This window comes from Actinoplanes sp. NBC_00393 (genome assembly GCF_036053395.1).
In the GTDB taxonomy this organism is placed as follows: domain Bacteria; phylum Actinomycetota; class Actinomycetes; order Mycobacteriales; family Micromonosporaceae; genus Actinoplanes.
In genome coordinates, this window is record NZ_CP107942.1 from 5,676,222 (window position 1) to 5,690,671 (window position 14,450).

Genomic DNA, 14,450 nt, shown 5'->3' on the forward strand with positions numbered 1-14,450 from the left:
GATGATCAGCGCGGGCCGGATGATCAGCGCGGGCCGGATGATCAGCGCGGGTCGCCGGCGGGTGAGCGGTCGGCCGGCACCGGCTCGGTGTGCCGCCAGCGATAGAGGGCCACAACCCCCGGAACGATCAGCGCGACCACGACCACGAACCACAGGAAGATCGTGAGCGGCGTCGAGACCAGCACCGACCAGTCACCCTCGGAGAGGGCCAGCGCCCGGCGCAACTGCTGCTCGAACAGCGGTGCCAGGATCAGGCCGACCACCGCCGGGGCGACCGGCACATCCGCCTGGCGCATGAGCAGGCCGACCAGGCCCAGCACCGTCAGGATCAGCAGGTCGGCGGTGGTGCCGCCGGCGGCGTACGTGCCGAGGCAGGCGAACAGCAGCACCCCGGCGTAGATGCCGTAGGCGGGGATCATCAGCAATCGCGCCCAGATGCGGGCCAGCGGCAGGTTGAGGATGAGCAGCATGACGTTGCCGATGTAGAGGCTGGCGATCAGCGCCCACACCAGGTCGCCGGATTCGGTGAAGAGCTGCGGTCCGGGCTGCAGGCCGTATGACTGGAAGGCAGTCAGGATGACCGCGGCGGTCGCCGACGTCGGCAGGCCGATGGTCAGCAGCGGCACCAGGACGCCGGCGGCTGCGGCGTTGTTGGCGGATTCCGGGCCGGCGACGCCTTCGATGGCGCCGTGGCCGAATTCGTGCCGGTGTTTGGAGAGCCGTTTCTCCAGGCCGTAGCTCAGGAACGTGGGCACGTCGGCGCCGCCCGCCGGGAGGCTGCCGATCGGGAAGCCGAGGGCGGTGCCGCGCAGCCAGGCCGGCCAGGAGCGCCGGAAGTCCTCGCGGGACAGCATGGCGGCGCCGCGTAACGGTTCGACGCGGCTGGCGCCGGTGCCGGCGACGACGTGGGCGAAGGTCTCGCCGAGCGCGAACAGGGCGACCACGACGATCACCACGTCGATGCCGTCGAGCAGGGACGGGATCCCGAACGCCAGCCGCGACTGACCGGTCAGGGTGTCGATGCCGACCAGCCCGACGGCGGCGCCGATGACCAGGCTGGCGGCGCCTTTGAGCAGGCTGGGGCCGAGCAGCGCGCTGACCGTCACGAAGGCGACGGCCATCAGCGCGACGTACTCGGGTGGGCCGAACCCGATCGCGAAGTCGGCGACGACCGGGGCGGCGAAGGTCAGCGCGATGGTGCCGATGGTGCCGGCGACGAAGCTGCCGATCGCGGCGGTGGCGAGCGCGGCCGCGGCCCGGCCGGCGCGGGCCATCCGGTTGCCTTCCAGCGCGGTCGCCACCGACGCGCTCTCGCCGGGCGTGTTCAGCAGGATCGAGGTGGTGGAGCCGCCGTACATGCCGCCGTAATAGATGCCGGCGAACATGATCAGGGCGGCGGCCGGTTCGAGGCGGAAAGTGATCGGCAGCAGCAGGGCCACGGTGAGCGCCGGGCCGATGCCGGGCAGCACGCCGACGGCGGTGCCGATCGTGACGCCGATCAGGGCCCAGAACAGGTTGGCCGGGGTCAGCGCGTCGGCGAAGCCGGTCAGTAGGTGCTCCATCTCAGAACCCCCACGGCCCGGTGGGCAGGCTGAGACCGATCAGCCGGTCGAAGATCAGGAACGCGACCGCGGCGAGGGTCCACCCGTAGGCGGCCACCCGTGCGGGATGGGGCGCCCCGAGCAGCAGGGCAGCGCCGGTGAACAGGCCGGCGGAGCTCACCACGTACCCAAGAAGGGGTAAAAGCAGGGCAAACGCGACCAGCAGCACCACCATCAAGGCAAGGCGCCGCAGGCGCCGAGCATCCAGAGCAAAACCGGGCGGCGTACGAAGTGAGCGCGCCCCCTGCGCCGCGAGTGCCCCGCCGAGGAGTCCGAGCAGGATCCCGATCAGGGTCGGCGCGGCCGCGGGCCCCAGCGCGTCGTCGGACTCCCGCAGGTTGGCGGCATCGACGAGCACCACGATGGCTGCAACGATCATGAGCAGCCCGAGCAGCATCGTCGCCCGAGCCTGCGACCGCTCGCGCTCCTCCACGGTCGCCGCGTCGGCCTCGGCCGCCTCAGCGCTGGAAAGGGGGTCAGCGGTGGGCGGACGGCGGTCCGGGTCGGCGGTTGTCATGCGATGCCCATTTTGACCAGGACGTCGGTCACGGTCTCGCGTTCGGTCTGCAGGTAGGTCTCGAACTCGGGGCCGGCCAGTGTGGCATCGCCCCAGCCGCGCCGCTGCAGGGTTTCCTTCCAGGCTTCGGTGCGGGTCATGTCGACCACCAGGTCTTCCAGTGCCTGTTCGTCGGCGGCGCTGATGCCGGCCGGGGCGACCACGCCGCGCCAGTTGGCCAGTTCCACGTCGACGCCGGCCTCCGTCAGGGTGGGCACGTCGGGCAGGGCGGGCAGCCGGTCGGCGCTGGAGACGGCGATCGGGCGTACCGTGCCGGCTTCGATCTGGCCCTCCAACTCGGACACGCCGGAGACGCCGGCGGTGGCCCGGCCGGAGAGCAGCGTGGACAGCGCCTCGCCGCCGCCGGAGTGGGCCACGTAGTTGACGCCGCCCGGGTCGGCGCCGATGGCGTCGGCGATCAGGCCGGCCAGGATCTGTTCGACGCCGCCCGCCGAGCCGCCGGCGAACGAGACCGCGCCGAGGTCGGCTTTCATCCGGGCGACCAGGTCGGCGAGGTTCTGCACATCGGAGTCGGCGGGGACGACCACCACCTCGTAGTCGGTGGTGAGCCGGGCGATCGGCGTGGTGCTGTCCAGGTCGACCGGGGAGTCGTTGCTCTCGATCGCCCCGACCATGATCAGGCCCATCACCATGAGCTGGGTGGGGTCGCCCTGGTACCGGGCGAACTGGCTCAGCCCGATCGTTCCGCCGGCGCCGGCGACGTTGTAGACCTCGGTGCGGCCGGTGAGGTCACGCAGCGCGGACTGCATCTCGCGGGAGGTCTGGTCCCAGCCGCCGCCGGGCGCGGCCGGCGCCATCAGCCGTAACTGGCGGCCGTCGAGGAAGTCGGTGCTGCCACTCTCGCCCCACGGCGTCGTGATGATCAGCAGCAGGGTGGACACCGCCGCCACCACCCAGGGGACCACCGCGGCCGGTCGCCAACGCATCGCGCCACCCCGCTTCCCATGCGGCCGGGTCGATATCGGCTTACCTTCGAATTGTTGACCCGGAGGGCAGATGGCGCACGTCGTGGTGGTCGGTGGAGGTAACGCCGGGTTCAGTGCGGCGCAGGCGGCCGCGGCCCGGGGGCGCAGCGTGGTGCTGCTGGAGAAGGGCCGGCCGGACGAGGCGGGCGGCAACAGTTTCTACACGGCCGGGGCGTTCCGGATCGCGCACCAAGGGCTGGACGACGTCGTGGGACTTCTCGATCCTGATCCCCGGTTGGCGGAGACGGTTCTTCCGGCGTACCCGGAAGAGGTTTTCCTGGAAGACCTGCATGCCGTGACCGGCGGCCGTGCCGATGCGGGGTTGGCCGCGGCCCTGGCGGCGGAGAGCGGTCCGGCGCTGCGGTGGCTGCACGGCCTGGGGTTGCGCTTCCGGCTGATGTACGAGCGACAGTCGTATCCGGACAGCGAAGGCCGGCACGTCTTCTGGGGTGGTCTCGCGATCGGCAGCACCGGCGGCGGGAAAGGCCTGGTCGAGCAGCACACCAGCGCGGCGCGGGCCGCCGGGATCGAGATCCGGTACGGGCATCGCTGCGGTGACCTGATGGTCGAGAACGGTCGGGTGACCGGCGTCCACTGGACCGACGAGGACGGCGGGGCCGGGGTCACCGAGGCGGAGTCGGTGGTGCTGGCGGCCGGCGGCTTCGAGGCGAACCCGCAGTGGCGGCGCGAGCATCTCGGCGCGGGCTGGGAGCGGGCGCTGGTCCGGGGCACGCCGTTGAACACCGGCGACATGCTGCGCGCGGCGCTGGCCGCGGGTGCGGCGCGCGGCGGGGACTGGTCGTCGTGCCATGCCGTGGCGTGGGATGCGGGCGCTGCGGCGTCGGGTGACCGGGAGCTGACGAACCGGTTGACCCGGCAGAGTTATCCGCTCGGCATCGTGGTGAATCTGGAGGGCCGGCGGTTCCTCGACGAGGGGGCCGACTTCCGGAATTACACGTATGCGAAGTATGGCGGGGAGATTCTCCGGCAGCCGCAGGGGATGGCGTTCCAGATCTTCGACGCGGAGATCCGGCCGATGCTGCGGACCGAGGAGTACGACGCGCCGGGCACGACGGTGGCGACCGCGTCGTCCCTGCCGGCGCTGGCCTCCGCGATCGGTGTCCCGGAGGCGGCGCTGGTGCGGACGGTCGAGGAGTTCAACGCCGGGATCGACGAGTCGGTGGCGTTCGACCCGTCGGTGAAGGACGGGCGGGCGTCCCGGACGTCGCCGCCGAAGAGCAATTGGGCGCTGCCGGTTCGGACGCCGCCGTTCTACGCGTTCCCGGTGACCTGCGGGATCACGTTCACGTTCGGTGGGTTGCGGGCTGATGAGCACGGGCGGGTGCTGACTGCGGACGACTCTGTGCTGCCCGGGCTGTATGTGTGCGGGGAGATGCTGGGTGGGCTGTTCAGCGGCAACTATCCGGGTGGCACGGGGTTGACCGCGGGCACGGTGTTCGGCCGGCGGGCCGGGACGCTGGCCTGAGTCCCGGCACGCTAAGCCGCGATCAACTCCCGCTCCGGTTCGGGACGGCGAGACCCGTAGACGGTCATCACCACACTCCTTGCCCAGCGCATCCGGGGTGCCGCGGTCTCCGGGCAGTCGCCGTAGGCGGCGGCCATCGCGGCCACGCATCCGCGTGTGCCACCACAGGCGCGCACGGCCTGCGCGATGGCGGCGTCGACCATGGCCGCGTCGATCTTGGAATCGGTGAGGCGGCAGTTGCTGGACAGGTCGCTGGCGAACAGGGCGGAGGCTCGGGCGGCTAGCATCTGGCTTCGCATGACGATCAACTCCGATCAATGGGTGGGTCCTGGCTTCAGAGTGGCCCACCCGGGCGAGAGATCGCCTCCGGGTTTCTGACGGACGGCAGGAATCCGGGAGACCCTTAGGTGTCAGATCTTGCACTGACGGGCTGACGGGCCGACGGGCCGACGGGCCGACGGGCCGACGGGCCGACGGGCCGACGGGCTGCGATGCTCAACCCCCGCCGTCCGGGCGCCCGCGTGGCCGGCCTCCGCCTTCGGACATCCGCCTTTGGCACGCCACCTTCCGGGCCTCCGCCTGCCCCGGCCGCTTTCGATCGATGAGGAGCAGGCGCTCAGGAATGATTGCGAGCGCAGCCCAGAAAGCCACGTCGATCATTTCGCCGGGCGGCATTCCCGGTCCGCTCGGCCCGTCGATTCCGGCAATTCCGCCGGCCGCGGGTGATCGACCGCGCGCGGTGACCAGCCGCCGGCCGGAAAGCCTGCAGCGTCGGCCCCGCAAGCGTCCGACATGGAGGAATGCGCTTTCCGCCGCAACTTACGACGCCCATCGCCAGTTGTCAACGGCGGCCAATGATCACTGCAACATTCCTGCAAACAAAAAGCATTGACGCTCTCCGATACCCAAATTTATGGTCGGGCCAAGGTTTCACGCGTGTTAACGCGCCTTTCTCCCCTCGATTCCGCCGAACGCCGTCACCTCCGACCGGCGGCGATCCGGCATGCCTCGATCCCTCAGGCCCAACCCCCACGCAAGGAATCCCGATGAGACGACTCCGATGGATCGCCACCGCCGCCGCGGTGGCCACCGCGGCACTGACCGCCGGCGCGGTGATCAGCGGCCCGGCCTACGCCGAGACCCTGTTCGGCGACGACTTCGACGACGGCAACGCCGACGGCTGGTCGCGTAACGGCGGCACCTGGTCGGTGGTCACCGACGGCTCGCCCGCCTACCGCCAGTCCAGCACCAGCGCGAATGCCCGCGCCCTGGCCGGCAGCACGGCCTGGACCGATTACACCGTGCAGGCCCGGGTGCGGCCGATCACGTACGCCACGGCTGCCCGCACGGCCGGCATCGCGGCCCGCGCGCAGTCGACGAGCCAGTACTACGCGCTGGTCCTGACCGGCAGCGGCACGGCTCAGCTGCAGCGCGTCTCCGGCGGCACGGCCACGGCGCTGGGCACGGCCGCGGTCGGGGGCACGGCCGGCACGTGGCGGACCCTGGCGCTGCGCGCGCAAGGCAACACACTGACCGGGTACGTCGATGGCGCGCAGATCCTCCAGGCCACCGACAGTGCGTACGGCGCGGGCCGGATCGGCCTGGTCACCGGGTACGCGAGCGCCTCCTACGACGACGTGGTCGTCGACACCACCGCCCCGGGTCCCGGGCCCAGCCCGAGCCCGACCACTCCTCCCCCGCCCGGTGACTGCCGGGTCACCGGCGCACCCATCGGCTTCGCGACGGTGAACGCCTGGGGCCAGAACAACACGACCGGCGGCGCCGGCGGGCCCACGGTCGCGGTGGACACGGCCGCCGAACTGCAGGCCGCGATCGCGACGCCGGGGCCGCTCACCATCTGCGTCAACGGCACGATCACCCTGCCCGCCGGCATGTACGACGTGACCAGCGACAAGTCGATCATCGGAGTCGGCTCGACCGCCGGGATCACCGGTGGCGGCTTCAACATCGGGCTGCCGGTCTCGTCGGTGACGACGCCGCCGGCCGACGCGGTGCACAACGTGATCATCCAGAATCTGACGTTCCGCAACGCCAGCGACGACTCGATCAACGTGCAGATGTTCAGCCACCACGTCTGGATCGACCACAACGATCTGGCCCAGGGCTACGACGGGCTGATCGACGTGAAGCGCGGCTCGTCGTACGTGACCGTGTCGTGGAACCACACCCATCACCACACGAAGAACATGCTGCTCGGCCACGACGACAACAACGGCGCGCAGGACACCGGGCGGCTCAAGGTGAGCTACCACCACAACTGGTTCGACCGCACGCCGCAGCGCAACCCACGGGTCCGGTTCGGCGAGCCGGTGCACGTCTGGAACAACTACTTCGTCTACAACACCGACACCGGGGTGGCCTGCCAGAACAACGCCGGCTGCCTGGTCGAGGGCAACTACTTCTCCGACGTCGAGGAGCCGGTCACCAACACGTACGCCGGTCCGGCCGGCCGCTGCGTGGCCCGCAACAACGTGTTCGCGGGCGAATCGGGGGCGCCGGACTGCAGCGGGACCGTGCAGGAGGCGTCGGCCTACTACAGCTACCCGCTCGACGACCCGAACCAGGTCAAGTCCATCGTCACAGCGGGGGCAGGGGTGTTCTGATGTCACGACGTACAGGAATCTGGTCCGTCCTGATCGCGGCCCTGCTGCTGGTCGCCTTCGCCGCCACCGGAGCGCAGGCGGCGACGCTGCTCAGCGACGACTTCGAGGACGGCAACGCCACCGGCTGGACCACCAACGGGGGCAGCTGGTCGGTCGCCACGGACGGCTCGCGGGTCTACCGCCAGGGCGGCACCAGCAGCGATGCCCGGGCCCTGACCGGTACGGCGAGCTGGACCGACTACGCCGTGCAGGCGCGGGTGAAGCCGACCGCGTTCAGCGGCAGCAACCGGTTCGCCGCGGTGCTGGCCCGGGTGCAGAGCAGCACCAGCTACTACTACCTGGCGCTGCGGTCGAACAACACCGTGGAGCTCAAGCGCCTCGACAACGGGTCGTCGACCACCCTGGACACCGCCTCGGTGACCGTGTCGGCCGGCACCTGGTACACGCTGCGGCTGGAGGTCGCCGGGACGGCGCTGCGCGGTTACGTCAACGGCACGCTGCTCACCGAGGCCGCCGACACCCGGTGGGCCGGTGGCCGGGTCGGTGTGGCGACGTTCTACACCAGCGCCAACTTCGACGACGTCGAGGTGACGACGGGCGTGGTGACCCCGCCGAGCTCGAACCCGCCCACCTCGGAGCCGCCGGCGCAGCCGAACGTCGCGGACGGCTGGGCCTCGGTGAACGCCTGGGGTCAGAACGGCACGTCCGGCGGCACCGGCGGCGCGACCGTGACGGTGACGAGCGCCTCGGCCTTCCTGTCAGCCATCGCCCAGCCGGGCCCGCTGACGGTTCGGGTGCAGGGCATGCTGACGCTGCCCGGGCCGATGCACGACGTGACCAGCGACAAGACGATCATCGGCGTGGGCAGCGGCTCGGGGCTCACCGGTGGCGGGCTCAACATCGGCCTGCCGATCGACGACGACATCACCGCGCCGCCGGCGAACGCCGTGCACAACGTCATCGTCCGCAACCTGAACTTCCGCGGCTGGCCGGACGACGCGATCAACGTGCAGATGTTCAGCCACCACGTCTGGATCGACCACAACACCTGGACCACCGGCTCGGACGGTGGCGTGGACGTCAAGCGCGGCTCGTCGTACGTGACGATCTCCTGGAACCACGCGGACGGCACCGACAAGAACATGCTGCTCGGGCACGACGACGACAACGGCGCGCAGGACATCGGCCGGTTGAAGGTGTCCTACCACCACAACTGGTTCGACGGCACCGAGCAGCGCAATCCGCGCGTGCGGTTCGGCGACGGGGTGCACGTCTACAACAACCACTACAACGACACCGGCAACTACGGCGTCGCGTCGACGGAGAACGCCGGCGTGATCGTCGAGGGCAACTCGTTCGAGAACGTCGAGGACCCGTTCCACCTCGGTGAGGGCTCGTCCGGCGACGGCCGGCTGGTGGCCCGGAGCAACTGCTTCGTCAACTCGGGCACCGGCGAGACCGGCGGAAGCGTGGGCGCGGTGTCCTACGCGTACACCCTCCAGCCCTGTGCCCAGGTGAAGGCAACCGTGACCGGGCAGGCCGGCGCGGGCCACATCTCCGGCTGATTCCGTGCGGGGCGGCGCTCGGCCGCCCCGCACCCACCATCGTGCCGGCGGGTGCCGGTGTAGGGAGAATCTGATGCACGCCTTCATCGCGGCCGCCCTGGTCGCGGGCACTCTGACCGCGGCGGCGCCGGCTGCCGCCGCCGACGGTTTCGCGACCGGGACCACCGGGGGCGTGGCCGGGCCGACGGTCACCGTCACCACCTCCGCCGACCTGGCCCGGTACGCGGGGGCGAACACCCCGTACACGATCCTGGTGTCCGGCCGGATCTCCGCGGGCGGCATGATCACCGTCGTCGCGAACAAGAGCATCCTCGGGGTCGGCGCCAACGCCGAGATCACCGGGGGCGGGCTGCAGCTGGGCACCACCACCCGGCCCGGCAACAACGTGATCATCCGGAACATCCGGTTCAGCAACGCCTCGGACGACTCGATCAGCGTCACCAACAGCGCCCACCACGTGTGGATCGACCACAACGAGTTCCTGCCGGGGTACGACGGCTCGCTCGACATCAAGCGCAAGTCGACCAACGTCACGGTGTCCTGGAACCGTTTCCGTGGCACCGACAAGACCATGCTGCTCGGCCACTCGGACAACTACCGCGAGGACGTCGGCTATCTGAAGGTGACCTACCACCACAACTGGTTCGAAGGCTCCAACCAGCGGCATCCGCGAGTCCGGTTCGGTGAGCCGGTGCACGTGTACAACAACTACTACGACGACATCGGGCTCTACGGGATCGCGTCGACCGAGAACGCGGGTGTGGTCGCCGAGGGCAACTACTTCGAGAACGTCGCGTTCCCCTGTCACTCGGTCGGCGGCTATGCGGAGAGCAACCCGGGGCGGCTCGTGCAGCGGGCCAACGTGTTCGTCAACTCGGGCCCGTGCGAGGCCGGCGGCACGGTGGCCGAGCCGCGGACCTACTACTCCTACACGCTGGATCCGACGGCCGACGTGCCCGCGCTGGTCCAGGCCGGCGCCGGCGCGGGGAGGATCTGATGCGCGCCCTTCTCGCGGCCGCCCTGGTCGCCGGTTCCCTGGTCATCGCCTCGCCGGCCGCGGCCGCACCCTCGACGCCGGACGGCTTCGCCTCGGTCGCCGCGCTCGGCCTCACCACGACCACCGGCGGCGTGGGCGGGCCGACCGTCACCGTCGACACCACCGATGAGTTGCTGGACGCGATCGACACCGTCGGGCCGATGATCATCCAGGTCAGCGGGACCATCGAGATCACCAGCAAGCAGGGGGTACGCCCGAACAAGACGATCATCGGGATCGGCTCGAATCCGACGATCTCCGGCGGCGGGCTCGACTTCTACCGGTCCTACAACGTGATCGTCCGGAACCTGACCTTCGCCGACGCCGAGGACGATGCGATCAATGTCGGTCAGCAGTCGCATCACATCTGGATCGACCACAACACCTTCGTCCGGCCGGTCGACGGCTCGATCGACGTGGTGCGCGGCGCCGACTACGTGACCATCTCGTGGAACCACTTCGCCGGCACCGACAAGAGCATGCTGATCGGGCACTCCGACGGGGCATCCGGCACCGACGTCGGTCATTTGAAGGTGACGATCCACCACAACTGGTTCGACGGGTCCCGGCAGCGGCATCCGCGGGTCCGGTTCGGTGAGCCGGTGCACGTCTACAACAACTGGTTCGACGGCAACGAGCTGTACGGCGTGGCCTCCACGATGAACGCCGGCGTGGTGGTGGAGGGCAACGCCTTCACATCGGTGCCCTACCCGTGCTACTCCACCAGCGGATACGCCGACAGCGGGCCGGGCCGCCTGGTGCAGCGCACCAACGTGTTCACCGCCTCCGGCCCGTGCCAGGCCGGCGGCGCCGTGGCCGAGCCGCGCACGTACTACGCCTACACCCTGGACCCGGCGGCGAACGTGCCGGCGCTGGTCCAGGCCGGAGCCGGCGCCGGCAAGCTCTGAGCGACCCCGCGCCGAACCACGTGCCTGAGCCCGGCGGCCGCGTTGCGGCCGGGACCCAGGCACGTGGCCGCGCCGTCACGGCGGAACGGTCACGATGCGGCGGAGCAGCTCATACCCGTACCAAATATCGTTGTTTCAGCTGAGCCGCACCTTGATGCCGGAAGCGCCCGGCTGAACGCCGACCACGGTCCCGGAGGGATAGCGCAGTGTGTGATCACGATCGGTCGAGATCAGCACGACGCCGATGCGGTGACCGGGTGCGAACACGTGGTCGGTGGTCTGCAGGTTCCAGCGGAAGGTGTAGGGCTTGCCCGGCTGGATCGGCTTGGTGACGGCCGGCGAGACCCGGTTGCGCACGTCGATCCACCCGCGGGTGACGATCTCGTAGGGCGTCGTCGCGGTGATGTACTCCCGGCGGTTGAAGCAGCCCGGATCGCCCTCGATGCCCGGCCCGATGCAGTCCTGGACCGGCAGGGTGCGGACGCCCGCGAAACGCTCCGCCTCGCCGTAATCGACCAGCAGCGCCGTCAGGTACGGCGAGTCACCGGTCAGATCGGCGCGGACCGTGACCTCGGGCGTCCCCGACAGCCGGGTCTGCTTGGTCAGCGGCGGCGTCAGATAGACGAGCCGGTTGGGGTCCGCAGCCGTCTCGTTGGCAGCCAGATCCTCGGCGGTACGCGCGGTGTTGTCCACGAACGTCTGCCGGGCCGCACCCGGCTTCGCGAACGGCACCGTCGTGGCCCGGCTGTCCGGAAGCGGCCAGTTGCGCGCGGTCTGCCACTGGTTCGGCGCGACCTCCACATCCGCGATCGGCTCCCGCAGAATCCCGGTGTCGATCTTGTAGAGCCACTGGTCGAACCACCGGTGCAGGGTGTTCAGCCACTGCTCACGCCGGATGTTGAACGGGTCGGTGTGCCCGGCCTGGTGCAGCCAGATCTTGCGGGGCACCCGGTTGGCGGCGAGCTCGTCCCACCACTGGCCGGCCTGCCCGGTCCGCACGTTGAAGTCGTGCAGCCCGTGCACCAGCAGGACGCTGGCCCGCACCTTGTCGGCGTCGCGCAGGTAGTCGCGCTCGGCCCAGAACCGGCTGTAGTCGCCGGTCTCCCGGTCCTGATCGCGTTCCAGCGCGGCCATGACATCCGCGCAGACCTCGGGATTCTGCCTGGTCAGGACGGCCTTGGCCAGCACGTCGGTGTCCTCGCCCTGGAAGCCGCCGGGCGCCACCACACCGCCGTTGGCGCGGTAGTAGTCGTACCAGCTGGAGATCGCGGCGATCGAGACGATCGTCTCCAGGCCGCGGACGCCGGTGGCGGCGACCGCGTTCGGCAGAGTGCCGTTGTAGGAGACGCCGATCATGCCGGTGCGCCCGGTGGACCAGGCGGCCTTGACCGGCGCGCCGCTCTCGTCGAAGGCTTTGGCGCGCCCGTTGACCCAGTCGACGACCGCCTTCATGCCGAGGGTCTCGTTACGCCCGCCGGAGGTGGGGCAGCCGGTCGAACCGCCGGTGCCGAGGCTGTCGGCGAAGACCACGGCGTACCCGCGGAGCACGAAGTAGTTGTCCAGGTAGCCGGCGAAGGTGATGGTGTCGGCGCGGTTGGCGCCCACGTCGGCGCGCAGGGCGCTCGCGCCGTCCCGGTCGATGTCATCGTGGTTCGGGACGTCGTTGAGGCCCGCGTAGTACGGGCTCGGCTGGAAGATCACCGGGACTCTGCGGTCGGTGTCGGGACGGATGATGCGCACGGCGACCCGGTCCGGCGCGCCGTCGGCGTCGCTGTCGACCGTGGTCTGGACCCACACCTGCTCGCGGATGGCGGAGGCGTAGTCGTAGATCGGCTGGGTGCCCGCGGGCGGAGCCGGGGCGGCGGACGCCGCCGTGGCCGCGGTGGCGGCAACTACGGCGGAAATCGTCGCGGCGAGTAAACGAGCGAGTCGCATCGCGTCACCATATCGCCGACGTTCGATCGTCGGGGGGCCTCGCCCGATCATCCGGTGCATTGATGCTCACCATCGCATAGGTTGATCGGTGTTCCGATGTGGACCTAGGGGGATTCGAGGATGAAACTCCGTTTACTGGCCGCCGCGGCGACCGCCACGGTGCTGGTGCTCGCGCCGGCCACCACGGCGTCCGCCGGTGGTGGTCACGGCAACTCGTGCGGCAAGCAGGCCAACGACACCTACGCCGAGCTGCTCAAATGTGTGTCGCTCGGCGGCGTCATGGACCACCTCGAGGCGTTCCAGAAGATCGCCGACAGGAACGACGACGCGTCGTACCCGGGGACCCGGCACGCCGGTACCGAGGGGTACGCGAACAGCGTGAAGTACGTCGCCGGCAAGCTGAAGAAGGCCGGTTACCGGGTCACTCTGGACCCGTTCGAGTTCCAGTTCGTGTTCCCGGCGCTGCTGCAGCAGCTCACCCCGGTGAACGCGGAGTACGAGACCGGCCCGTTCACCAACAGCCCGTCCGGTGACGTGACCGGCCCGGTCGTCCCGGTCGACCTGAACCTCGTGGGTGACCGCGCCAGCACCAGCGGCTGCGAGGCCGCCGACTTCGCCGGCCTGGACTTCAGCGGGCCGAACGACATCGCCCTGATCCAGCGCGGTGGCCCGCCCGACAACTCCTGCACCTTCATCGTGAAGGCGCAGAACGCGCAGGCGGCCGGCGCCGAAGCCGTGATCATCATGAACCAGGGCAACGACCCGACCCGTGAGGGCCTGATCGTCGGCACCCTCGGCGAGAACCCGCCGATCACCATCCCGGTCGTCGGCGCCAGCTTCGCCAACGGTGTCGCACTCGCCCAGGCCGGCTCGACCGCGCACGTGCGGATCCTGCCGTCCGAGACGCGTACCGACGTCAACGTGATCGCTGAACTGCCCGGCAGGAACCGCAACAACGTGGTCATGGCCGGCGCGCACCTGGACAGCGAGACCGAGGGCCCGGGCATCAACGACAACGGCTCCGGTTCGGCCGCGATCCTCGAGACCGCGCTGCAGATGGCCAAGGTCAAGCCGCAGAACACCGTGCGGTTCGCCTGGTGGGGCGCCGAGGAGCTCGGTCTGATCGGCTCGACGGCGTACGTCAACGAGCTCACCCAGGCGGAGAAGGACCGGATCGCGCTCTACCTGAACTACGACATGGTCGGCTCGCCGAACTACATCTTCATGGTCTACGACGCTGACCAGTCGACGTTCCCGGCGCCGGTTCCGGTTCCGCCGGGCTCGACCGCCATCGAGGATCTCTACGAGTCGTACTACACCTGGAAGGGCGAGCCGTACGACGACGCCGAGTTCTCCGGTCGCAGCGACTACCAGGCGTTCATCGAGGCAGGCATCCCGTCGGGTGGCCTCTTCACCGGCGCCGAAGTCGTCAAGACCGAGGAGCAGCAGGCCATCTGGGGCGGCACGGCCGGCGAGTCGTTCGACCAGTGCTACCACATCGCCTGCGACGACATCGACAACCTCGACAAGCACGCGCTCGAGGTCAACAGCGACCTGATCGCGTTCGCCCAGCTCACCTTCGCCTTCTCGACCGAGTCGGTGAACGGCGTGCCGGGTAAGAAGGTTCCCGGCAAGCCGATCAGGCTGCCGGCCCCGGCCGGCCCGGAGGGCACCTTCACCACCACCGACGGCGGCGACAGCCACCACCCGGCGGACTGATCCGACATCAGCGCGGGCCGTGGCGAAACTGCCA

General features: G+C 70.0%; 12 protein-coding genes. 7 read left to right on the plus strand and 5 right to left on the minus strand.

Annotated features, from left to right (window positions below):
- Window positions 1–41: 41 nt before the first annotated feature.
- The 3 genes from OHA21_RS26515 to OHA21_RS26525 are packed head-to-tail and all read right to left on the minus strand — an operon-like array spanning window position 42 to window position 3,104.
- Window positions 42–1,562, minus strand: coding sequence for a tripartite tricarboxylate transporter permease (locus tag OHA21_RS26515; RefSeq protein WP_328478190.1), 1,521 nt, complete (start codon window positions 1,560–1,562; stop codon window positions 42–44).
- 1 nt (window position 1,563) lies between these two features.
- On the minus strand, window positions 1,564–2,118 hold the full coding sequence (locus OHA21_RS26520; protein WP_328478192.1) for a tripartite tricarboxylate transporter TctB family protein: 555 nt from the start codon (window positions 2,116–2,118) through the stop codon (window positions 1,564–1,566).
- On the minus strand, window positions 2,115–3,104 hold the full coding sequence (locus tag OHA21_RS26525; protein ID WP_328478194.1) for a Bug family tripartite tricarboxylate transporter substrate binding protein: 990 nt from the start codon (window positions 3,102–3,104) through the stop codon (window positions 2,115–2,117). The genes OHA21_RS26520 and OHA21_RS26525 overlap by 4 nt, the downstream gene beginning before the upstream one ends.
- A 70-nt stretch (window positions 3,105–3,174) precedes the next feature.
- Here OHA21_RS26525 and tcuA point away from each other — a divergent pair, with 70 nt between their 5' ends.
- Window positions 3,175–4,629, plus strand: a complete 1,455-nt coding sequence (gene tcuA / locus OHA21_RS26530) for an FAD-dependent tricarballylate dehydrogenase TcuA (RefSeq protein ID WP_328478196.1) — start codon at window positions 3,175–3,177, stop codon at window positions 4,627–4,629.
- Window positions 4,630–4,640: 11 nt separating this feature from the next.
- Here tcuA and OHA21_RS26535 read toward each other — a convergent pair whose 3' ends face one another.
- On the minus strand, window positions 4,641–4,928 hold the full coding sequence (locus OHA21_RS26535; protein ID WP_328478198.1) for a hypothetical protein: 288 nt from the start codon (window positions 4,926–4,928) through the stop codon (window positions 4,641–4,643).
- 323 nt (window positions 4,929–5,251) lie between these two features.
- On the opposite strand from OHA21_RS26535, the gene OHA21_RS26540 reads away from it, so the two are divergent.
- The 5 genes from OHA21_RS26540 to OHA21_RS26560 all read left to right on the plus strand — a co-directional run bounded on the left by OHA21_RS26540 (window position 5,252) and on the right by OHA21_RS26560 (window position 10,762).
- Entirely contained in the window at window positions 5,252–5,521 is a 270-nt protein-coding gene (locus OHA21_RS26540) for a hypothetical protein (RefSeq protein ID WP_328478200.1), read from the plus strand.
- A 154-nt stretch (window positions 5,522–5,675) separates the two neighbouring features.
- A complete protein-coding gene (locus OHA21_RS26545; RefSeq protein ID WP_328478202.1) occupies window positions 5,676–7,253 on the plus strand; it encodes a pectate lyase family protein in 1,578 nt (525 codons plus the stop codon).
- Window positions 7,253–8,818 (plus strand): pectate lyase family protein, encoded by a 1,566-nt coding sequence (locus tag OHA21_RS26550; protein ID WP_328478204.1) that lies wholly within the window; start codon window positions 7,253–7,255, stop codon window positions 8,816–8,818. The genes OHA21_RS26545 and OHA21_RS26550 overlap by 1 nt, the downstream gene beginning before the upstream one ends.
- A gap of 73 nt (window positions 8,819–8,891) precedes the next feature.
- Window positions 8,892–9,815 carry a pectate lyase family protein gene (locus tag OHA21_RS26555; RefSeq protein WP_328478206.1) on the plus strand — a complete coding sequence of 308 codons (924 nt, stop codon included), beginning with the start codon at window positions 8,892–8,894 and terminating at the stop codon, window positions 9,813–9,815.
- Window positions 9,815–10,762, plus strand: a complete 948-nt coding sequence (locus OHA21_RS26560; protein ID WP_328478208.1) for a pectate lyase family protein — start codon at window positions 9,815–9,817, stop codon at window positions 10,760–10,762. The genes OHA21_RS26555 and OHA21_RS26560 overlap by 1 nt, the downstream gene beginning before the upstream one ends.
- A 135-nt stretch (window positions 10,763–10,897) precedes the next feature.
- Here OHA21_RS26560 and OHA21_RS26565 read toward each other — a convergent pair whose 3' ends face one another.
- Window positions 10,898–12,697 (minus strand): Xaa-Pro dipeptidyl-peptidase, encoded by a 1,800-nt coding sequence (locus tag OHA21_RS26565; RefSeq protein ID WP_328478210.1) that lies wholly within the window; start codon window positions 12,695–12,697, stop codon window positions 10,898–10,900.
- A 120-nt stretch (window positions 12,698–12,817) separates the two neighbouring features.
- Here OHA21_RS26565 and OHA21_RS26570 point away from each other — a divergent pair, with 120 nt between their 5' ends.
- Complete coding sequence (locus OHA21_RS26570) at window positions 12,818–14,416, plus strand: M28 family metallopeptidase (protein ID WP_328478212.1); 1,599 nt, start codon at window positions 12,818–12,820, stop codon at window positions 14,414–14,416.
- The last annotated feature ends 34 nt before the right edge of the window (window positions 14,417–14,450 follow it).

What these genes read in the sequence shown, in the direction of transcription:
- OHA21_RS26515 (WP_328478190.1), bottom strand. Translation starts at nt 1,562, where the DNA reads ATGGAGCACCTACTGACCGGCTTCGCCGACGCGCTGACCCCGGCCAAC.
- OHA21_RS26520 (WP_328478192.1), bottom strand. Translation starts at nt 2,118, where the DNA reads ATGACAACCGCCGACCCGGACCGCCGTCCGCCCACCGCTGACCCCCTT.
- OHA21_RS26525 (WP_328478194.1), bottom strand. Translation starts at nt 3,104, where the DNA reads ATGCGTTGGCGACCGGCCGCGGTGGTCCCCTGGGTGGTGGCGGCGGTG.
- tcuA (WP_328478196.1), top strand. Translation starts at nt 3,175, where the DNA reads ATGGCGCACGTCGTGGTGGTCGGTGGAGGTAACGCCGGGTTCAGTGCG.
- OHA21_RS26535 (WP_328478198.1), bottom strand. Translation starts at nt 4,928, where the DNA reads ATGCGAAGCCAGATGCTAGCCGCCCGAGCCTCCGCCCTGTTCGCCAGC.
- OHA21_RS26540 (WP_328478200.1), top strand. Translation starts at nt 5,252, where the DNA reads ATGATTGCGAGCGCAGCCCAGAAAGCCACGTCGATCATTTCGCCGGGC.
- OHA21_RS26545 (WP_328478202.1), top strand. Translation starts at nt 5,676, where the DNA reads ATGAGACGACTCCGATGGATCGCCACCGCCGCCGCGGTGGCCACCGCG.
- OHA21_RS26550 (WP_328478204.1), top strand. Translation starts at nt 7,253, where the DNA reads ATGTCACGACGTACAGGAATCTGGTCCGTCCTGATCGCGGCCCTGCTG.
- OHA21_RS26555 (WP_328478206.1), top strand. Translation starts at nt 8,892, where the DNA reads ATGCACGCCTTCATCGCGGCCGCCCTGGTCGCGGGCACTCTGACCGCG.
- OHA21_RS26560 (WP_328478208.1), top strand. Translation starts at nt 9,815, where the DNA reads ATGCGCGCCCTTCTCGCGGCCGCCCTGGTCGCCGGTTCCCTGGTCATC.
- OHA21_RS26565 (WP_328478210.1), bottom strand. Translation starts at nt 12,697, where the DNA reads ATGCGACTCGCTCGTTTACTCGCCGCGACGATTTCCGCCGTAGTTGCC.
- OHA21_RS26570 (WP_328478212.1), top strand. Translation starts at nt 12,818, where the DNA reads ATGAAACTCCGTTTACTGGCCGCCGCGGCGACCGCCACGGTGCTGGTG.